Genomic DNA, 17,130 nt, shown 5'->3' with positions numbered 1-17,130 from the left:
GGTGTGGGTTGCCCGGGGGCGGGCTCGCCCGGTGTTTCCGCCGGAGGCGTGCTCGGCTGTGGAATGGGGGGTTCTACGGGCATGGAAGCTCTCCTTTTGCACTTCCAACGCTGCGTGGCGTGCCAAGTTGCTTCGCGGCTTGCCCCGAACCCCATGCCTGCTATAGAGCCCACCGACCGGCGGTGCCCCTGCGGGCGTGGCGGAACTGGTAGACGCGCCAGATTTAGGTTCTGGTATCGAAAGGTGTGGGGGTTCGAGTCCCTTCGCCCGCACCAGGCACCGCCGCTCACCTTCAGCGCTGACGCTGCCCAATCTTTTCACTGTTTGGAAGCCCGAGAGAAATGCAGACTGTCGAGACGTTGAACGAGGGCCTGAAGCGCGCCTACACGCTGACCATCACTGCCGCGGATATCGAATCGAAGGTCGATGCCGAAGTGAAGCGCGTCGCCCCGCAGGTGCGCATGCCTGGTTTCCGCCCCGGCAAGGTGCCTGTGAACCTGGTGCGCAAGATGCACGGCGAGGCGATGGCCCAGGACGCGCTCAACAACGCGATTCAGGAAGGCATCCAGAAGCTGATCTCGGACAACAAGATCCGCCCGGCGATGCAGCCTTCGGTGAGCCTGGAAGGGGACTATGGCCCGGGCAAGGACGCCGAGATCAAGGTCGAGCTGGAAGTGCTTCCCGACGTGCCCACGCCGTCGATCGAAGGGCTGAAGCTGGAGCGGCTGACCGTGCCGGTCGCCGACGAGCAGGTGAACGAGCAGCTCGAGCAGTTGGCCAGCAACCAGAAGGGCTGGAACGATGCCGAGGAAGGCCACGCGGCCGCTGAAGGCGATCAGGTCACGATGGACTTCGTCGGTAAGACTGCCGACGGCGTCGCCTTCGAGGGCGGCACCGGCACCGACATGGCCGTCGAAATCGGCTCCGGCCGTCTGATCCCGGGCTTCGAAGACCAGCTGGTTGGCGTGAAGGTCGGTGACGAGAAGACGATCGAAGTCACCTTCCCGGAGGATTACGGTTCCAAGGATCTGGCCGGCAAGCCCGCCACCTTCGAGCTGAAGATCACCAAGGTGCAGACCGCCGGCGAGACCGTCATCGACGACGCTTTCGCCAAGCAGCTGGGCCTGCAGGATCTGGAGCAGCTGACCGGCCTGCTGAAGGGGCAGATCGAGCAGCAGCTCAATGGCCTGACCCGCACCTACATGAAGCGCAAGCTGCTCGACCAGCTGGCTGCTGGCCACGATTTCCCGGTGCCACCGTCGATGGTGGAAGCCGAGTTCGACCAGATCTGGCACCAGCTGCAGCACGAGACCGAGCATGAAGCCGATCCGGCAGCGGCCAAGGCCGAGCTGGAGAACGAGCGCGAGGATTATCGCAAGATCGCCGAGCGCCGCGTGCGCCTGGGCCTGCTGCTCTCTGAGATCGGCACCGCCAACGGCGTCGAAGTGAGCCAGCAGGAAATGGGCCGGCTGATCCAGCAGGCTGCCCAGCAGTACAGCCCGCAGGATCGCCAGCGCTTCATGCAGTATGTCCAGCAGGAGCCGATGGCCGCTGCCCAGCTGCGCGCGCCGCTGTTCGAGGACAAGGTCGTCGACTTCCTGTTCGACAAGGCCGAGATCACCGACCGCGAAGTGACCCGCGAAGAGTTGGAAGCCGCGATCGAGAGCGAAGACGGCTTCGCGTCGGGCACTCATGTGCATGATCACGACCATGATCATGACCACAAGCCCGCCAAGAAGAAGGCGAAGAAGGCCGAGGCGAGCGAGGACGCTCCCGCGACCGACGAGGCCGCTGCCGAGGCTCCCGCCAAGAAGAGCAAGGCCAAGAAGACCGAAGCCGCCGATGTCGAGGCCGCTGCGCCTGGCGACGAGCTGGTCGAAGCCGAGCCGGTGAAGAAGGCTGCGACCAAGAAGGCGCCCGCTAAGAAGGCCGAAGCCGCCGAGGGCGAGGAAGCCGCGGTTAAGCCAAAGAAGGCACCGGCCAAGAAGAAGGCTGAGGGCTGAGACAGCATTGCCATTCCGGCTTGAAGCCGGAGTGCTGATATCGTGAGGAAAGCCCGCTCTTTGGTGAGGAGAGTGGGCTTTTCTTTTGCCCGGAGCTGATGAAGAACGGCATCACGACGCGCCGTTCGGGGGAGTTTTGATGGTCGACATGCTCCGCGTCGCGGTGTTGCTGCCCTGCTACAATGAGGAAGCGGCGATCGGGCAGACCGTGGCGGCATTTCGCGCGGCGCTGCCGGGGGCGGGCATCTATGTGTATGACAACAACAGCCGCGACCGGACGATCGAAGTCGCGCGTGCGGCAGGCGCGGTTGTCCGCAGTGAGCGGACGCAGGGCAAGGGCAATGTCGTGCGGCGCATGTTCGCCGATGTGGACGCCGACATTTATGTCATGGCCGATGGTGACCTGACCTATGACGCGAGCGTCGCGCCGGCGATGGTCGACCGGCTGGTGCGAGAGGGCCTCGACATGATCGTTGGCACCCGCGTGCATGAAGCGGCGGAGGCTTATCGCCGCGGCCATGTGCTCGGTAACCGGGCGATGACCGGGTTCCTGGCTGGGCTGTTCGGGCGCAGCTTCACCGACATCTTCTCCGGGTACCGCGTCTTTTCGCGCCGCTTCGTGAAAAGCTTTCCCGTGCTCTCCTCGGGGTTCGAGATCGAGACGGAGATCAGCGTCCATGCCCTCGAGCTGAAGATGCCAGTGGGCGAGGTCGAGACCCGCTATTTCGCGCGGCCGGAGGGATCGGCGTCCAAGCTCAGCACCTATCGCGATGGGCTGCGCATCCTGCGCACCATTGTGACGCTGTACCGCTATGAACGGCCGATGCTGTTCTTCGGCTTGATCGCCGCGCTCTTTGCGTCGCTGGCGGTGGTGCTCGCCATCCCGTTGGGGGTGACCTATGTCCAGACCGGGCTGGTGCCGCGGTTTCCGACCGCGATCCTGGCTACCGGGCTGATGATCCTGGCGTTCCTCAACCTGTTTTCCGGGCTGATCCTGGATACGGTCGTACGTGGACGGCGCGAGATGCGGCGGCTGGCCTATCTTGCCCAGCCGGGGCCGTTTCTACCGATTCACTAAGCGGAGAACGAGGCGGCAGGGCGCGGGCGGTGTTTTGCCGACTAGCCCCCTTGCGCGGCTTTGCCGGAGCGCCGATGTATGGCTCCGGGCAAAACGACAAAACGAGACCTCCCTACATGCATCCGCTTTCTGGTCAGATGACCATCGACCCCGTCACCGGCGGCCTTGTTCCCATTGTCATCGAACAGTCGAGCCGCGGCGAGCGCAGCTTCGACATCTTCTCGCGCCTGCTGCGTGAGCGTATCGTGTTCGTGACCGGCGGCGTCGAGGACCAGATGGCCTCGCTGATCACTGCCCAGCTGCTCTTCCTCGAGTCCGAGAACCCGAAGAAGGACATCTGGATGTACATCAACTCGCCGGGTGGCGTGGTGACTGCCGGCATGGCAATCCACGACACGATGCAGTATATCCGTCCGCGTGTCGGCACGGTGTGCATCGGCCAGGCGGCGTCGATGGGGTCGTTCCTGCTCGCAGCCGGTGAGCCGGGTCTGCGCGTGGCGCTGACCAATGCCCGCATCATGGTGCACCAGCCGTCCGGCGGCGCGCAGGGCATGGCGTCGGACATCGAGATCCAGGCTAAGGAGATCCTCCGAATTCGCCGGCGCATGAATGACCTGTATGCCAAGTATACCGGCAAGCCTCTGGAAGAGATTGAGCGCGCCATGGACCGCGACACCTTCCTGGAGGCCGATGAAGCCAAGGCGTTTGGTCTGGTCGACGAAGTCTATGAGAAGCGTCCGGGCGTGGCCGACGAAACGACTGCGTAAGGATTTTCAGGATTTTGCCGCCCGCGTGATCAAACGCGCGGGCGGCACGGAACCGCAAGGCTGCGGGCCGATTATGGATTGCCGGAGGATGTTCCGCATGTAGGATGCGGGGCCCTGTTACTACGTCCGGCGCGTGAAGGATGGATTGAATGACCAAGCTCAGCGGCGGAGACTCCAAGAGCACGCTTTACTGCTCGTTCTGCGGCAAGTCGCAGCACGAGGTCCGTAAGCTCATCGCCGGTCCGACCGTGTTCATCTGCGACGAGTGCGTCGAGCTGTGCAACGACATCATCCGCGAGGAAACCAAGTCCGCGCTGGTGTCGAAGAAGGATGGCGGCGTGCCGACCCCGCAGGAGATCTGCGATGTTCTCGACGATTATGTCATCGGCCAGAAGCGCGCCAAGCGCGTGCTCTCCGTGGCGGTGCACAACCACTATAAGCGCCTGAACCACGGCCAGAAGGGTGCGGACGTCGAACTGTCGAAGTCCAACATCCTGCTCGTCGGGCCGACCGGCTGCGGCAAGACGTTGCTGGCGCAGACGCTGGCGCGCATCCTGGACGTGCCGTTCACCATGGCCGACGCCACCACGCTTACCGAAGCCGGCTATGTTGGCGAGGACGTGGAGAACATCATCCTCAAGCTGCTCCAGGCTTCCGACTATAATGTCGAGCGGGCGCAGCGCGGGATCGTGTACATCGACGAAATCGACAAGATCAGCCGGAAGGCCGAGAACCCGTCGATCACCCGCGACGTGTCTGGCGAAGGCGTGCAGCAGGCGCTGCTCAAGCTGATGGAAGGCACGACGGCGTCGGTACCTCCGCAGGGCGGCCGCAAGCATCCGCAGCAGGAATTCCTGCAGGTGGACACGACCAACATCCTGTTCATCTGCGGTGGTGCGTTCGCGGGTCTGGAAAAGATCATCGGCGACCGCCTGCAGGGCAAGTCGATCGGTTTCGGCGCGCATGTCGCTGGCCCCGACGAGCGCAAGACCGGCGAGACGCTGAAGAATGTCGAGCCCGAGGATCTGCTGAAGTTCGGCCTGATCCCCGAGTTCGTCGGCCGCCTGCCGGTGATCGCGACGCTGGAAGACCTAGACGTCGACGCGCTGATGAAGATCCTGACCGAGCCGAAGAACGCGCTGGTCAAGCAGTATCAGAAGCTGTTCGACATGGAGGACGTGAAGCTCGGCTTCAACGAGGACGCGCTGGTCGCGATCTCGAAGCGGGCGATCGAGCGCAAGACCGGCGCGCGCGGGCTCCGCTCGATCCTGGAAGGCATCCTGCTCGACACGATGTTCGACCTGCCCAGCATGGACGGCGTCGACGAGGTGATGGTGGACAAGGACGTGGTCGGCGGCACCAAGGAGCCGGTGCGCATCTATGCCAAGAAGGAAAAGGCCGGCAGCGCCGCGTAAGCGGCGTTGTCGAGGAAGACAGAAGGGGCGCGGTCCGCGAGGGCTGCGCCCCTTTGCTATTGCGGTTGACGCAGCGCCGGGCCGTTGAGAGCTTCCCAGGGGATCACCGCCCAGTCGGGCGCGTCGCAGGCCCGGTTTACGCGGGTGAAATAGGCACTCACGAAAAGCCCCTTGGCGCTCAGATACCAGGCGGGGAAATCCCAGACATCGGGATCGGCATAGTTGCACGCGTCCTCTTCGGTATCCTTGCCAGGGTCGGCCATCTCTTCGGGATGATAGCGCGTCAGCAGCGCGACGAGGCCGGGTGCGAAGTGGTCGCCGCGATAGCTGTACCAGGCGTTCGAATCCTCCGCGGGCGGCGGGCTGTCGCCGAAGCGTAGCAGGTCTTCGAGCTTGAGCGGATCGCCGGTGCGCGCGTCATAGGTGATGCCGGTGGTGCCGAAGTCGGGGTGGGCGGCTCCCGAGCAGCTCCAGGCCGATTGCCATGCATAGCTGACGAAGCGATCGGCGAGATAGGGTTTGCCTGCGTCGTCGACCTCGACCCCCGCGCCACCGCCATAAGCGGGGCAATCGAACCAGTTCTGGACGTGCCGCCACTGCGTCTCGGCGAGCGCGGTATTGATCTTTCGTAGTGCGGCAGGAGCATAGCCACCCTCGATCCGGAACAGCCGCGTGCCCGACATGGGCTCGCGGAACCAGCGGACCGTGCGGGTGCCGATCCGCTCCGTCGCGCCCGGTAGTAGGGTGAGGCCAACCAGTTGCATGCGGGCATAGCCGTCCAGGTCTCCAGGCGCGCCGTTCGACGCCGGAGGCGGCGTGGCGCGCCGGAGCGCGACGGGCAGTGCGCGGCCCTTGCTGGTGGTCAGCGTGCCGGTGAGTTGTTGGCCCTGGCGTTTCAGGACGAGCTTGTCTTGCGTGAGGCGCGATTGGAGGGTGAAGGTCTCGCCCTGCCGCTCCCCGCTCAGATCGCTGTCGAAGCGGGTGCGCCGGTAGAAATAGCGACCGGTCGGCTCTTCGGACCTGGCGTCCAGCTCAAGGACGATCGGTGATGGGCCGGCGGTGCCCTCGTAGAGCGTCTGGGCGTGGGAAGCGCCGGACGCCAACGCCGCGACGAGCAGCGCGGGAGCGAAGGCGCACCTCACTGGCCCGCTCGCTGTGCGTAGGCTTGAAGCGCTTCGACCGCGGCGGAGCGCCTGAGGATGCGGGCGGCGGGGTCGATCACCACATGCGCGGTGGCGGGAACGGTGATGGTCGCGGTGCTGGCGGTCATGGCGAGCGTCTGTAGCTTACCGTCAACCTGCACCTCGACCGGGAGCGGGAAGGGGCCGTTGCCCGGAACCTGCCAGCGCAGCGTAAGCTGGTCGCCGGCGCGGGTCTGGAGGAGATCGGGTAGGGCTGCCTGGCGCAGATAGACGTCGAAGAACCAGGTCAGGTCCTTGCCCGTCACCTGATTGACGATGGCGATATATTCGGGCGTGCTGGCGAAGCGCGGCTGGAAGTTGCCGGGCTTGGGGTCGGGGCGGCCATAGACCAGGCGGCGCGTGACGTCCCAGAAGTCCTTGTCGCCAATCAGGTTGCGCAGGGTGTGGAGCACCCATGCGCCTTTGACGTAGATGTCGCCGCCCGGGCCGCCCTTATCGGTTTCGTAGACTTCCTCCTCGGTCAGGATACGGCCGGAGACGATCGGGGCGAGGTTCCGGATCTGATTGCGGAATTCGTCCATCATCGCGGCGTAGCGTGCGTCACCCTCCCGCCATTGGCCGTAGAGCGGCTGGAAATACTGGGCATAGCCCTCGTGCAGCCAGTAATCGTCCCAGTTCGCCGCCGACATCTGGTTGCCGAACCATTCGTGCGCGAGTTCGTGCTGGAAGATCTCGTCAAAGCCCGACGGCGTCTTCTTGTAGTTGTTGCCATAGGCGTTGATGGTCTGGTGCTCCATGCCGAGATGGGGCGTCTCGACCACGCCGACCTTTTCGTCGAACCAGGGATAAGGGCCGAGGATCTGCTCGAAAAAGTCGAGCGTCGGCGCGAACTCGGCGAATAGCCCCTGCGCCTTGGTCTCGCGGCCGGGCAGGTACCAGTAGCTCATGGGGATCTTGCCGCCGAAGCGGGTCTGATAGGTGCCGCTGACTTCCTTATACGGTGCGATGTTGAGCGCGACCGAATAGGGGTTGGGGGTGCGGGCCTTCCAATGCCAGGTGGTGCGGCCGTCTGGCAGCTTTTCGACCCGCTGTAGAAGGCCGTTGGACGGGGCCGACATGCCGGCGGGGACCGTGATGTGCAGGTCGACGGTGTCGGGCTCGCCCCGCGGGAAGTCGAGGCACGGCCAGAAAAGGTCGCAGCCATAGCCCTCCGCCGTCGTGGCGACCCAGGGCTTCTTGTCGGCGGGTGTGCGGCCCCAGACGATGCCGTCGTCCCAGGGCGCCCGCACCGCGACATGGGGCGTGCCGCCATAGACGATGCGGACCACTGTTTTGGCGCCCGCGGCAAGCCGTCGCGGCAGGGTGATCTTCAAGCGCCCCTCTGGATTGGACCAGGCCCCTGGCTGAAGCGGCTTTCCGTCGATGCTGACCGCACTGACCGGCAGGTTCTTATCCAGGTCGATCAGCAGGCGAGACTGCGGCGCCGAGGTGCGCAGAGTGAGAGTGCCGACGCCCCGAAGCGTCTGGGTATCGGGACGCACTTCGATCGCCAGATCGGCATGCTCGAGGTGCAGTGCGCCGCGTTCTGCGTCGATCGGGCCGCCCGAGGCCCGGGTGGTCGCAGTGATCGGCGGCTCGCCGGGCCTCACTTGCCCGATTGCCGGAGTGGTTAGGCATGTCGCGGCGAGCAGCGCCAATGTGCAGGCAACACGCATCTTGCGTTCTCTCATTGTCGGCCAGACTGTTCTGCGCGGTAGGCCTGGAAAGCGTCGATGTCGTTGGACTGCATCAGGATTTTCGATTGTGGGTCGACAACGACATGGGCGTTGGCCGGCGCAGCCACAGAGCCTCTTCCGCCAGTCATCGCCAGCCGCGTACGCTTACCGTCGATCAACACGTCGACCGGCATGGGAAATGGCTTGTTCCGAGGTGTTTTCCACTCGAGGGACAGCATCCCACCTTCGTGCTTCCGAACGAGAGCCGGGAGTGCCGCTTCATAGAGGTACACATCGAAGAACCACTGGTAGTCGGTTCCGGTCACTTGCTTCACAAAGCTGATGAATTCGGGGGTGGTACGGAAGAGTGGCTTGAAGTTGCCCGGCCGCGGGTCCGTACGGCCGTAAACCGCGAGGCGCAGAACATCGAAGAAAGCCTTGTCACCGATCAGCCCGCGCAAGGTGTGCAGCGTCCAGCTACCTTTCGTGTATATGTCGCCGCCTCGCCCTCCTTTGGCCTCATAGACGTCTTCTGCGGACTGCGGCTTGCCTGCTACGATTGCTGATTGGCTCCGAATTCCGGCTCGCGATTGCAGCAGCATGGCAATGTAGGTGGCATCGCCGCGACGCCATTGACCATAAAGCGGTTGCATGTAGCTGCCGGTGCCCTCGTGCAGCCAGAAGTCGTCCCAGTTTCCAACGGTCAATTGGTTGGCGAACCATTCATGGGCGAATTCGTGCTGGAACAAGTCGTCAAAGCCCCACACTGTTTTGGCATAATGATTGCCGTACGCATTGATCGTCTGGTGCTCCATGCCCTTGTGCGGTGTTTCAACGACGCCGAGCTTTTCGTCACCGAACGGATAGGGGCCGATCATGCTTTCGAAGAAGTCCAGGGTCGGTGCGAACTCTGCGAACAGCTTGCGGGCTTTGGCCTCCATGCCAGGGCCGGGCAGATACCAATAATGCAGCGGGATATCGTTGCCGAAGCGGCTCCTGTAGGTCGCCGACAGTTCTTCATACGGTCCGACATTCAGCGCAATGCCGTAAAGCGTCGGCTGCTTGGCATGCCAGTTCCAAGTGGTGCGTCCATCTTTCAGGGTCCGGACACCACGGAAAGCCCCGTTTGACGGTGCCTTCAAGCCGCGCGGAACTGTGATGTGCAGGTCGACAAACTTCGGTTCATAAGTCGGGAAATCGATGCACGGCCAGAAAAGGTCGCAGCCTTCCATCTGCACCGCCGTCGCGATAAATGGTTGACCGTCTGCGGTCGTCGACCAGACAAAGCCGCCGTCCCATGGTGCGCGAACCGCAACATGCGGCATTCCCCCGTAGCTGATTTTCGCAGTCAGCTTCCTTCCCTTTGCCACCGTTCTTCCAAGCGCGATGGACAATCGTCCTTCCGGGTTGCTCCAACTGCCCGACTTCAGAACCTTGCCGTCGATTGAGACTGCTGAAACGGGCAGGTTGCGGTCCAGGTCGACCACCAGCGCCGATGTCGCTTCGGTGGTCGTGAAGTGGAGCGTTGCAATCCCCTGTATGGTTCGGGTTTGCGGTAACACCTCGATTTGAAGGTCTGCGCTGTGGAAAGTCAGCTTTCGCTGTGCAGGGTCCAGTGGTCCCCCGGAGCGGGTGGTTTGCGACGTAAGCTGGGGTTCACCGGCGGCTCCCTGCTGGGCTGCGGCTGGAGCAGCGAAGGTAAGGAGCGAGGCGGCAAGCAGAATGCGCGTAGTGATCAGAACCTCCATCGGGCTGACAGTCTGGTCAGGCTGTTGAGCATCGTGCAATTTGCCGCGCTTCGCAAAGGCATTCGGCTGCCGGGCACGGGCCCGGCTGCTATCCGGAGGCTCGAGCCCCACCCTTCGGCGGTGTAGAAGCCGTTGGACCAGCATACGGGTAAGCGGCGGGCATCCACAGCCAATCAATCCAGGGAATTGATGCCGCTGGCCGCGGCCCCATATATAGAGAAGAATGAGGGCCGTTCGGGCCCAGGAGTTTTCATGAAGCAGTCTTACCCCGTCCTGCCGCTTCGCGACATCGTCGTCTTTCCGCACATGATCGTGCCGCTGTTCGTCGGCCGGGACAAGTCGGTGGCGGCGCTTGAAGCAGCGATGGCAGACGACAAGGAAATTTTCCTCGTGGCGCAGCTTGATCCTGCGCAGGACGATCCGACCCGCGATGACCTGTACGATACCGGCGTTTCCGCCGAAGTGCTGCAGCTGCTGAAGCTGCCGGACGGCACCGTGCGGGTGCTGGTGGCGGGTAAGGAACGCGGCAAGCTCGAGATGATGGACGAGTCCGGTCCGTTCCTGACCGCGACGGTGAGCGCGGTTGAGGAAACCGACGCGGCGCTGGAGACCGCCAGCGACGAACTGAGCGAGAAGGTCGAAGGGGTGACGCCGGAGCGGCTCAGCCCCGACCTGAAGGCGCTGATGCGTTCGGTGGTCGAGCAGTTCGAGAATTATGCCAAGCTCAACCGCAAGCTGCCGGCCGAGACCGCGGTGCAGCTGGGCGAGATCGAGGAGGCGTCGCGCCTTGCCGACGCCGTTGCCGCGAACATCGCGGTCAAGGTCGCCGAGAAGCAGTCGCTGCTGGTCGAGCGCGATCCGGCCAAGCGGCTGGAGATGGTCTTCGCCTTCATGGAAGGCGAGCTGGGCGTGCTGCAGGTCGAGAAGAAGATCCGTAGCCGCGTGAAGCGGCAGATGGAGAAGACTCAGCGCGAATATTATCTGAACGAGCAGCTGAAGGCGATCCAGCGCGAGCTCGGCAATGAGGGCGAGGAAGGCGAGGGTGACGAAGTCGCCGAGTTGACCCAGAAGATCGCCACGCTGAAGCTGTCCAAGGAAGCGCGCACCAAGGCGACGTCGGAGCTGAAGAAGCTCAAGACGATGGCGCCGATGTCGGCCGAGGCCACCGTTGTCCGCAACTATCTCGACGTGCTGCTGGGCCTGCCCTGGGGCAAGAAGTCGAAGCTGAAAAAGGACATCGGCGAGGCGCAGGGGGTCCTGGACCAGGACCATTATGCGCTGGAAAAGGTGAAGGACCGGATCGTCGAGTATCTCGCGGTCCAGGCGCGCACCAACAAGCTTAAGGGGCCGATCCTGTGCCTGGTCGGCCCTCCCGGCGTCGGCAAGACGTCGCTTGGCAAGTCGATCGCCAAGGCTACCGGGCGCGAGTTCATCCGCCAGTCGCTGGGCGGCGTGCGCGACGAGGCTGAGATCCGCGGCCATCGCCGGACCTATATCGGCTCGCTGCCGGGCAAGATCGTGACGAACCTGCGCAAGGCCGGTTCGTCGAATCCGCTGTTCCTGCTCGACGAGATCGACAAGCTGGGCCAGGACTTCCGCGGCGATCCCGCCTCGGCGCTGCTCGAGGTGCTGGATCCGGAGCAGAACAACAAGTTCAACGACCATTATCTGGAGATCGACATCGATCTTTCGGATGTGATGTTCGTGTGCACGGCCAACTCGCTCGACCTGCCGCAGCCGCTGCTGGACCGCATGGAGATCATCCGTCTGGAGGGCTATACCGAGGACGAGAAGGTCGAGATCGCCGAGCGGCACCTGGTCGCCAAGCAGATCGACGCGCACGGGCTTAAGCCGGGCGAGTTCACGCTGACCCATGAGGGCCTGCGCGACCTGATCCGCTACTACACGCGCGAAGCCGGCGTCCGCACGCTGGAGCGTGAGATCGCGAAGCTGAATCGCAAGGCGCTCCGGAAGATCCTGGAGGGCAAGGAGACCAGCGTCACCGTCACGCCCGAGAACCTCCACGAATATGCCGGGGTGCGGAAGTATCGCTTCGGCGTGGGCGAGGAAGAGCACCAGATCGGCGCGGTAACCGGACTCGCCTGGACCGAGGTCGGCGGCGAGCTGCTGACGATCGAAAGCGTCACCGTGCCGGGTAAGGGCGGCATCAAGACGACGGGTAAGCTGGGCGACGTGATGAAGGAGTCGGTCGAAGCGGCGTTCAGCTTCGTCAAGGCGCGCAGCCCAAGCTATGGCATCAAGCCGAGCCTGTTCGGGCGCAAGGACGTGCACATCCACTTGCCCGAAGGCGCCGTGCCCAAGGACGGTCCGTCGGCAGGTATCGGCCTGGTCACTTCGATCGTTTCGACGCTCACCGGTGTTCCGGTTCGCAAGGACATCGCCATGACCGGCGAAGTCACGCTGCGCGGCCGGGTGCTGCCGATCGGTGGGTTGAAGGAAAAGCTGCTCGCCGCGCTGCGCGGCGGGATCAAGACGGTGCTGATCCCGAGCGAGAACGAGAAGGATCTGGCCGAGATTCCGAGCAAGATCCGCGAGGGGCTGGAGATCATCCCCGTGACGCATGTGGACGAGGTGCTGCGGCTTGCGCTCACCGCACCGCTTACGGCGATCGACTGGACGGACGCCGACGAACTGGCGGCGCAGCCCCCCGTCGGGGTTGCTCCGGTCGGAGACGCCGTTCATCATTGAGGCAGCGTAACTTTTCGCCGCACCTGCGGCGGAAAGCTTTTGACAGCGGCGGCGGTCGCGTGCTGACTGAGGCACCGGCTTGCCGCCGCGATTCAATTTCATACGTCGTATGACGCATTTCTCAGGGGATCCCAGCAATATGAACAAGCAGGAGCTGATCGCTCAGGTCGCCGACATCTCCGGCCTGGGTAAAGGCGAAGCCAACAAGGCCGTCGAAGCAGTGTTCGAATCGATTTCCGCCGCCCTGAAGAAGGGGGACGAAGTTCGCCTGGTCGGGTTCGGCACCTTTTCGGTAAGCAAGCGCAAGGCGTCCACGGGCCGCAACCCGCGCACCGGCGAGGAAATGACGATCAAGGCGTCGAACCAGCCCAAGTTCAAGGCCGGCAAGGGCCTGAAGGACTCGGTCAACATCTGACGAAACAATGCGGGTCGGGGCTGGACAGCGTGACTGTCAGGTCCTAAAGGCCCGCTTCCGTTTCGCCCGATTGGGCAGCGGGCGCGTAGCTCAGTGGTAGAGCACACCCTTCACACGGGTGGGGTCGCAAGTTCAATCCTTGCCGCGCCCACCATATACGAAGCCCGCTGGTCCCAGGATCGGTGGGCTTTTGGCGATCTGGCCGGTTGCACGCGGATCATTTCGGAGCCGGGATTCCCGGCGAGCCGTGCGTGTGGACGCGGCGAATAAGCCCAACCTTGCCGATGGTCGAACCACACTCACGTCAGCGGCAACGGATCGAGCAAGGCTGTCGTAGGCGATGGATTCGCCGCGGGAACCCGGCTATCGCACGCACGTGCCCGTACTCCATGCACTCGCCAATCCCGCGCGATTCCTGAAGATCGCTCGTCGGCTGACGCCCATCCTGTTCTGGCTGGGCTTGGCGTTGACGCTGTTCGGCGCCTGGGCTGGTCTCACCCAGACGCCCGCCGACTATCTCCAGAAAGAGACGGTGCGAATCCTGTATATCCATGTGCCCGCCGCTTGGCTGGGCATGGGTGGCTGGACCGGCCTGGCACTGGCCAGCCTGTCCTATCTGATCTGGCGGCATCCACTCGCTAGCCTGGCGGCGCGGGCAATGGCCCCGGTGGGGGCGGTATTCGCGGCGATCTGCCTGATTACGGGCTCGATTTGGGGCCGCCCGACCTGGGGCACCTGGTGGGAGTGGGACGGGCGGCTGACCAGCATGCTGCTGCTGTTCTTCATCTATATCGCCTATATCGCGCTGGCCCGTGCCGATGCGGAGCGCGGCGGCGACGGGCGAGTGCCCGCCTTGTTCGGCGTCGCGGGATCGGTGCTGCTACCGATCATCCGCTATTCGGTGGTGTGGTGGAACACGCTGCACCAGGGGCAGAGCATCGGGCTGACCGGATCGACCATCGACAACTCGATGCTGTGGCCGCTGTTCTTCACGATGAGCGGCTTCACCTTTCTGTTTGCCGGCGTGGTGCTGATGCGGATGCGCGCGGCACTCGCGGCGCAAAAACTCGAAGCGCGGTTGAAGCGGATGGCGGCACGATGAACCATTGGGCTTTCGTGATTGCCGCCTACGCCGTGGTGGCGATCGGCACAGGCGGGTTGGCGCTTGCCAGCTGGTTCGCGATGCGCCGCGCGGAAGCGGCTGTCGAAGCGCTGGCGCGCGGCGCATGAAGGCGAAGCATCAACGGCTCGTGCTCGGGCTGCTTGCGCTTGGCGCGATCGCGGGCGCGGCGTTGCTGGCGTTGTCGGCACTCAAGGATGAGGCGGCGTTCTTTTATGCGCCCGGGGATGTTGCAGCCAATCCGCCGCCGCTGGATCGTGGGGTGCGGCTTGGTGGCATGGTCGAGACGGGATCGCTCAAGCGGCAGCCCGACGGCGTGTCGGTAAGGTTTGCGGTGACCGACGGCAAGGCGCGGGTGCCGGTGGCGTTTCGCGGCGTAACGCCGGACCTGTTCCGCGAAGGATCCGGCGTCGTGGCCGAAGGGCGCTTCAACCGCGACGGCAGCTTCACTGCCGACAATCTGCTGGCGAAGCATGACGAGCGGTACATGCCGCCGCAGGTCGCGGGCAAGATGCACAAGTCGGACAGCATCGAGCAATGATCGCCGAATTGGGTCTGGGCGCGCTGTGGCTGGCGGCGGCATTCGCGGTGGTTCAGGTGCTGCTTGCCTGGGGCGCGGCCAGGGCGTCGTCGGCCGTGGGTGAGCGCGCGGAAGTTGCGGGCGCCGAGTTGATGCTGGCGCTGCGGCGGGTATCGCTGGTGCAGGGCGCGCTGGCGCTGCTTTCGTTCCTGCTGCTGATCACCCTGTTCGTCGAATCGGACATGAGCGTGGTGCTGGTGGCGCAGAACAGCCATTCGCTGAAGCCGTTGATGTACAAGATCGCGGGCGCGTGGGGGAACCATGAAGGCTCGATGCTGCTCTGGGTCACGGTGCTCGCCACGTCCGGCGCGGGTGTCGCGCTGTTCGAGCGGCGGCTGGCAAGCGGCACGCTTGCGGCGACGCTGGGGGCGCAGGCGGCGATCGGGCTTGGCTTCTATGCGTTCCTCGCATTCGCCTCGAATCCGTTCCTGCGGCTGAACCCGGCGGCGGCCGAAGGGCAGGGGCTGAACCCGCTGCTGCAGGACCCCGGCCTCGCCTTCCATCCCCCGACCTTGTATCTCGGCTATGTCGGGTTGTCGGTCGCGTTCAGCTTTGCGGTCGGTGCGCTGGTGATGCGCGACGTGGGGCCGGCGTTCGCGCGGGCGATGCGGCCATGGGTGCTGGCGGCGTGGATTTTCCTGACGATCGGCATCACGGCGGGCAGTTACTGGGCGTATTACGAACTGGGCTGGGGCGGCTGGTGGTTCTGGGACCCGGTGGAGAATGCTTCGCTGATGCCGTGGCTGGCGGCGACCGCTCTGCTTCATTCAGTGACGGTGCTGGCGACCCGCGACGGCCTGCGCGCCTGGACGCTGATGCTGGCGGTGGTGGCGTTCTCCATGTCGATGGTCGGCACCTTCCTGGTGCGCTCGGGCATTCTGGTAAGCGTGCATGCCTTTGCCGTGGACCCGACCCGCGGGACCTTCATCCTGGCGCTGCTGGGGATTTATATCGGCGGCGCGCTCGCGCTGTTCGGGGCGCGGGTCGGCACCGTCGCGCAGGGATCGACCTTCCAACTGGTCAGCCGCGAAGGCGCGCTGGTGCTCAACAACCTGCTGCTGTCGGTGATCTTGGGCGTGGTGTTCATCGGCACGCTCTATCCGCTGGTGGCGCAGGCCGCGGGGGTGCAGCTGTCGATCGGCGCGCCGTTCTTCAACAAGGCGATCGCGCCGGTCGCACTGCTGCTGATGCTCGCCACGGCGGCGGGCCCGCTGCTGCGGTGGCGGCGGGACAATCTGAACGCGCTGCTGGGTAAGCTGATCTGGCCGGTGGCCGCGGCCGGGCTGAGTTTTGCGCTGATGTTCGTGCTGACCGGCGCGACGCACCTGCTGTCGGTGCTGGGCATCGCCTTCGCCGCCGGGCTAGCCGTGGCGAGTGTGCTGCCCCTGGTGCGCCGCAATCTGTGCCGTACGCCGCTGCATGTCTGGGGCATGGTCGTCGCGCATCTCGGCGTGGCGGTGAGCCTTGCCGGCATGGCGGCGGATAGCGCCTTTACGCTCGAGCGGCTGGCGGCGGTGCAGGTCGGCGACAATGTGACGGTGGGGCCCTATCGCGTCACGCTGGCCGAGGTGCGGCCGACGATCGGTCCGAACTGGTCGGCACTCGAGGCCAAGCTGAGCGTGCGCCGTGGGGACGGTGCGCCGTTCAACCTGTTCCCGCAGCAGCGCTTCTTCAGCACGCCGCCGACCAACACCAACGAAGCGGCGATCCGCACCGTGCTGGATGGGCAGCTTTATACCGTTTTGGGGCAGGGTGACGATCAGGGCCGCTGGCAGTTGCGGCTGTGGTGGAAGCCGTTCGTCACCCTGATCTGGCTGGGCGGCGGGTTGATCGCCTTGGGCGGTTTGTTGGCGTTGATCGGTCGCATTCGTCGTGAGCGGCGCCAAGCCGATGCGGAGGCGTACGCGTGAGGCGGGTGCTGATATGGACGCCGTTGGCGCTCTTCGCGATCGTGTTCGCGGTCGTGGCCAGCGGGCTGCTCAAGCCGGGTGACCGGGTGGTGCGTTCGGCAATGGTCGGAAAGCCGCTGCCCCAGTTCAACCTGCCGCCGCTGCTGGCCGGAAAACCGGGCATTGCCGCCGCCGATTTCGCCAAGGGCAAGCCGCGGCTGCTCAACATCTTCGCCAGCTGGTGCATCCCGTGCATCGCCGAGGCGCCGCAACTGATGAAGCTGCGCGAGGCGGGCGTTGAGATCGACGCCATCGCGATCCGCGACACAGGCGAGGCCGTGCGCGGCTTCCTGCGGCAGAATGGCGACCCCTATGCCCGGATCGGTGACGACAAGACCAGCTCGGTCCAGCTGGCACTCGGATCCTCGGGCGTGCCCGAGACCTTCGTGATCGATGCCGAGGGGAAGATCGCCTATCAGCATATCGGCGACATCCGCGAGGAGAATGTCCCCGAGCTTCTGGCGCAGCTGGAGAAGGCGAAGTGAGGCG

The 17,130-nt window shown here is 64.5% G+C and carries 14 protein-coding genes and 2 tRNA genes; 13 read left to right on the top strand and 3 right to left on the bottom strand.

The window, feature by feature from the left end; translation table 11 throughout:
• Nucleotides 1–190 precede the first annotated feature (190 nt).
• The 5 genes from LQ953_RS08180 (at nucleotide 191) to clpX (ending at nucleotide 5,263) form a co-directional block, all read left to right on the top strand.
• Nucleotides 191–275 (top strand) — tRNA-Leu (locus LQ953_RS08180).
• 66 nt (nucleotides 276–341) lie between these two features.
• Nucleotides 342–2,003, top strand: coding sequence for a trigger factor (tig, locus tag LQ953_RS08175; protein WP_231030212.1), 1,662 nt, complete (start codon nucleotides 342–344; stop codon nucleotides 2,001–2,003).
• A 139-nt stretch (nucleotides 2,004–2,142) separates the two neighbouring features.
• On the top strand, nucleotides 2,143–3,081 hold the full coding sequence (locus LQ953_RS08170) for a glycosyltransferase family 2 protein (protein ID WP_231030211.1): 939 nt from the start codon (nucleotides 2,143–2,145) through the stop codon (nucleotides 3,079–3,081).
• Between the two features lie 116 nt (nucleotides 3,082–3,197).
• Nucleotides 3,198–3,848 carry an ATP-dependent Clp protease proteolytic subunit gene (locus tag LQ953_RS08165; RefSeq protein WP_231030210.1) on the top strand — a complete coding sequence of 217 codons (651 nt, stop codon included), beginning with the start codon at nucleotides 3,198–3,200 and terminating at the stop codon, nucleotides 3,846–3,848.
• Between the two features lie 149 nt (nucleotides 3,849–3,997).
• Nucleotides 3,998–5,263, top strand: a complete 1,266-nt coding sequence (gene clpX / locus LQ953_RS08160; RefSeq protein WP_231030209.1) for an ATP-dependent Clp protease ATP-binding subunit ClpX — start codon at nucleotides 3,998–4,000, stop codon at nucleotides 5,261–5,263.
• Between the two features lie 56 nt (nucleotides 5,264–5,319).
• Here clpX and LQ953_RS08155 read toward each other — a convergent pair whose 3' ends face one another.
• Genes LQ953_RS08155 through LQ953_RS08145 form a run of 3 tightly spaced genes read right to left on the bottom strand, consistent with a single transcriptional unit; the run spans nucleotide 5,320 to nucleotide 9,868 of the window.
• Nucleotides 5,320–6,405: a hypothetical protein gene (locus LQ953_RS08155; protein ID WP_231030208.1), complete on the bottom strand. Its 1,086-nt coding sequence runs from the start codon at nucleotides 6,403–6,405 to the stop codon at nucleotides 5,320–5,322.
• Complete coding sequence (locus LQ953_RS08150; RefSeq protein ID WP_231030207.1) at nucleotides 6,402–8,120, bottom strand: M1 family metallopeptidase; 1,719 nt, start codon at nucleotides 8,118–8,120, stop codon at nucleotides 6,402–6,404. The genes LQ953_RS08155 and LQ953_RS08150 overlap by 4 nt, the downstream gene beginning before the upstream one ends.
• Before the next feature lie 11 nt (nucleotides 8,121–8,131).
• A complete protein-coding gene (locus tag LQ953_RS08145; RefSeq protein ID WP_231030243.1) occupies nucleotides 8,132–9,868 on the bottom strand; it encodes a M1 family metallopeptidase in 1,737 nt (578 codons plus the stop codon).
• A gap of 252 nt (nucleotides 9,869–10,120) precedes the next feature.
• Here LQ953_RS08145 and lon point away from each other — a divergent pair, with 252 nt between their 5' ends.
• The 8 genes from lon to LQ953_RS08105 all read left to right on the top strand — a co-directional run bounded on the left by lon (nucleotide 10,121) and on the right by LQ953_RS08105 (nucleotide 17,126).
• Nucleotides 10,121–12,577: an endopeptidase La gene (gene lon / locus LQ953_RS08140; protein ID WP_231030206.1), complete on the top strand. Its 2,457-nt coding sequence runs from the start codon at nucleotides 10,121–10,123 to the stop codon at nucleotides 12,575–12,577.
• 139 nt (nucleotides 12,578–12,716) lie between these two features.
• A complete protein-coding gene (locus tag LQ953_RS08135; RefSeq protein WP_231030205.1) occupies nucleotides 12,717–12,992 on the top strand; it encodes an HU family DNA-binding protein in 276 nt (91 codons plus the stop codon).
• Nucleotides 12,993–13,071: 79 nt separating this feature from the next.
• Nucleotides 13,072–13,146: transfer RNA gene (locus LQ953_RS08130), tRNA-Val, on the top strand.
• A gap of 186 nt (nucleotides 13,147–13,332) precedes the next feature.
• Complete coding sequence (gene ccmC, locus LQ953_RS08125) at nucleotides 13,333–14,094, top strand: heme ABC transporter permease CcmC (RefSeq protein ID WP_231030204.1); 762 nt, start codon at nucleotides 13,333–13,335, stop codon at nucleotides 14,092–14,094.
• Nucleotides 14,091–14,222 carry a heme exporter protein CcmD gene (gene ccmD / locus LQ953_RS08120; RefSeq protein ID WP_231030203.1) on the top strand — a complete coding sequence of 44 codons (132 nt, stop codon included), beginning with the start codon at nucleotides 14,091–14,093 and terminating at the stop codon, nucleotides 14,220–14,222. Before ccmC ends, ccmD begins: the two co-directional genes overlap by 4 nt.
• Nucleotides 14,219–14,653, top strand: a complete 435-nt coding sequence (gene ccmE, locus LQ953_RS08115; RefSeq protein WP_231030202.1) for a cytochrome c maturation protein CcmE — start codon at nucleotides 14,219–14,221, stop codon at nucleotides 14,651–14,653. The genes ccmD and ccmE overlap by 4 nt, the downstream gene beginning before the upstream one ends.
• A complete protein-coding gene (locus tag LQ953_RS08110) occupies nucleotides 14,650–16,602 on the top strand; it encodes a heme lyase CcmF/NrfE family subunit (RefSeq protein WP_231030201.1) in 1,953 nt (650 codons plus the stop codon). Before ccmE ends, LQ953_RS08110 begins: the two co-directional genes overlap by 4 nt.
• The gene (locus LQ953_RS08105; RefSeq protein ID WP_231030200.1) at nucleotides 16,599–17,126 is read left to right on the top strand and encodes a DsbE family thiol:disulfide interchange protein; all 528 of its coding nucleotides are present in this window, start codon (nucleotides 16,599–16,601) and stop codon (nucleotides 17,124–17,126) included. The genes LQ953_RS08110 and LQ953_RS08105 overlap by 4 nt, the downstream gene beginning before the upstream one ends.
• Nucleotides 17,127–17,130 lie beyond the last annotated feature (4 nt).

It is taken from the genome of Sphingomonas sp. IC-56 (genome assembly GCF_021043375.1).
GTDB lineage: Bacteria > Pseudomonadota > Alphaproteobacteria > Sphingomonadales > Sphingomonadaceae > Sphingomonas.
The sequence above is the reverse complement of the archived record's forward strand: the minus strand, read 5'-3'. Positions and strand labels throughout refer to the sequence as shown.

Bases quoted from the DNA above. Each gene is read 5' to 3' on its own strand.
- LQ953_RS08150 (WP_231030207.1), bottom strand. From the start codon at position 8,120: ATGCGTGTTGCCTGCACATTGGCGCTGCTCGCCGCGACATGCCTAACC.
- tig (WP_231030212.1), top strand. From the start codon at position 342: ATGCAGACTGTCGAGACGTTGAACGAGGGCCTGAAGCGCGCCTACACG.
- clpX (WP_231030209.1), top strand. From the start codon at position 3,998: ATGACCAAGCTCAGCGGCGGAGACTCCAAGAGCACGCTTTACTGCTCG.
- ccmC (WP_231030204.1), top strand. From the start codon at position 13,333: ATGGATTCGCCGCGGGAACCCGGCTATCGCACGCACGTGCCCGTACTC.
- ccmE (WP_231030202.1), top strand. From the start codon at position 14,219: ATGAAGGCGAAGCATCAACGGCTCGTGCTCGGGCTGCTTGCGCTTGGC.
- LQ953_RS08135 (WP_231030205.1), top strand. From the start codon at position 12,717: ATGAACAAGCAGGAGCTGATCGCTCAGGTCGCCGACATCTCCGGCCTG.
- LQ953_RS08145 (WP_231030243.1), bottom strand. From the start codon at position 9,868: ATGGAGGTTCTGATCACTACGCGCATTCTGCTTGCCGCCTCGCTCCTT.
- lon (WP_231030206.1), top strand. From the start codon at position 10,121: ATGAAGCAGTCTTACCCCGTCCTGCCGCTTCGCGACATCGTCGTCTTT.
- LQ953_RS08110 (WP_231030201.1), top strand. From the start codon at position 14,650: ATGATCGCCGAATTGGGTCTGGGCGCGCTGTGGCTGGCGGCGGCATTC.
- ccmD (WP_231030203.1), top strand. From the start codon at position 14,091: ATGAACCATTGGGCTTTCGTGATTGCCGCCTACGCCGTGGTGGCGATC.
- LQ953_RS08165 (WP_231030210.1), top strand. From the start codon at position 3,198: ATGCATCCGCTTTCTGGTCAGATGACCATCGACCCCGTCACCGGCGGC.
- LQ953_RS08170 (WP_231030211.1), top strand. From the start codon at position 2,143: ATGGTCGACATGCTCCGCGTCGCGGTGTTGCTGCCCTGCTACAATGAG.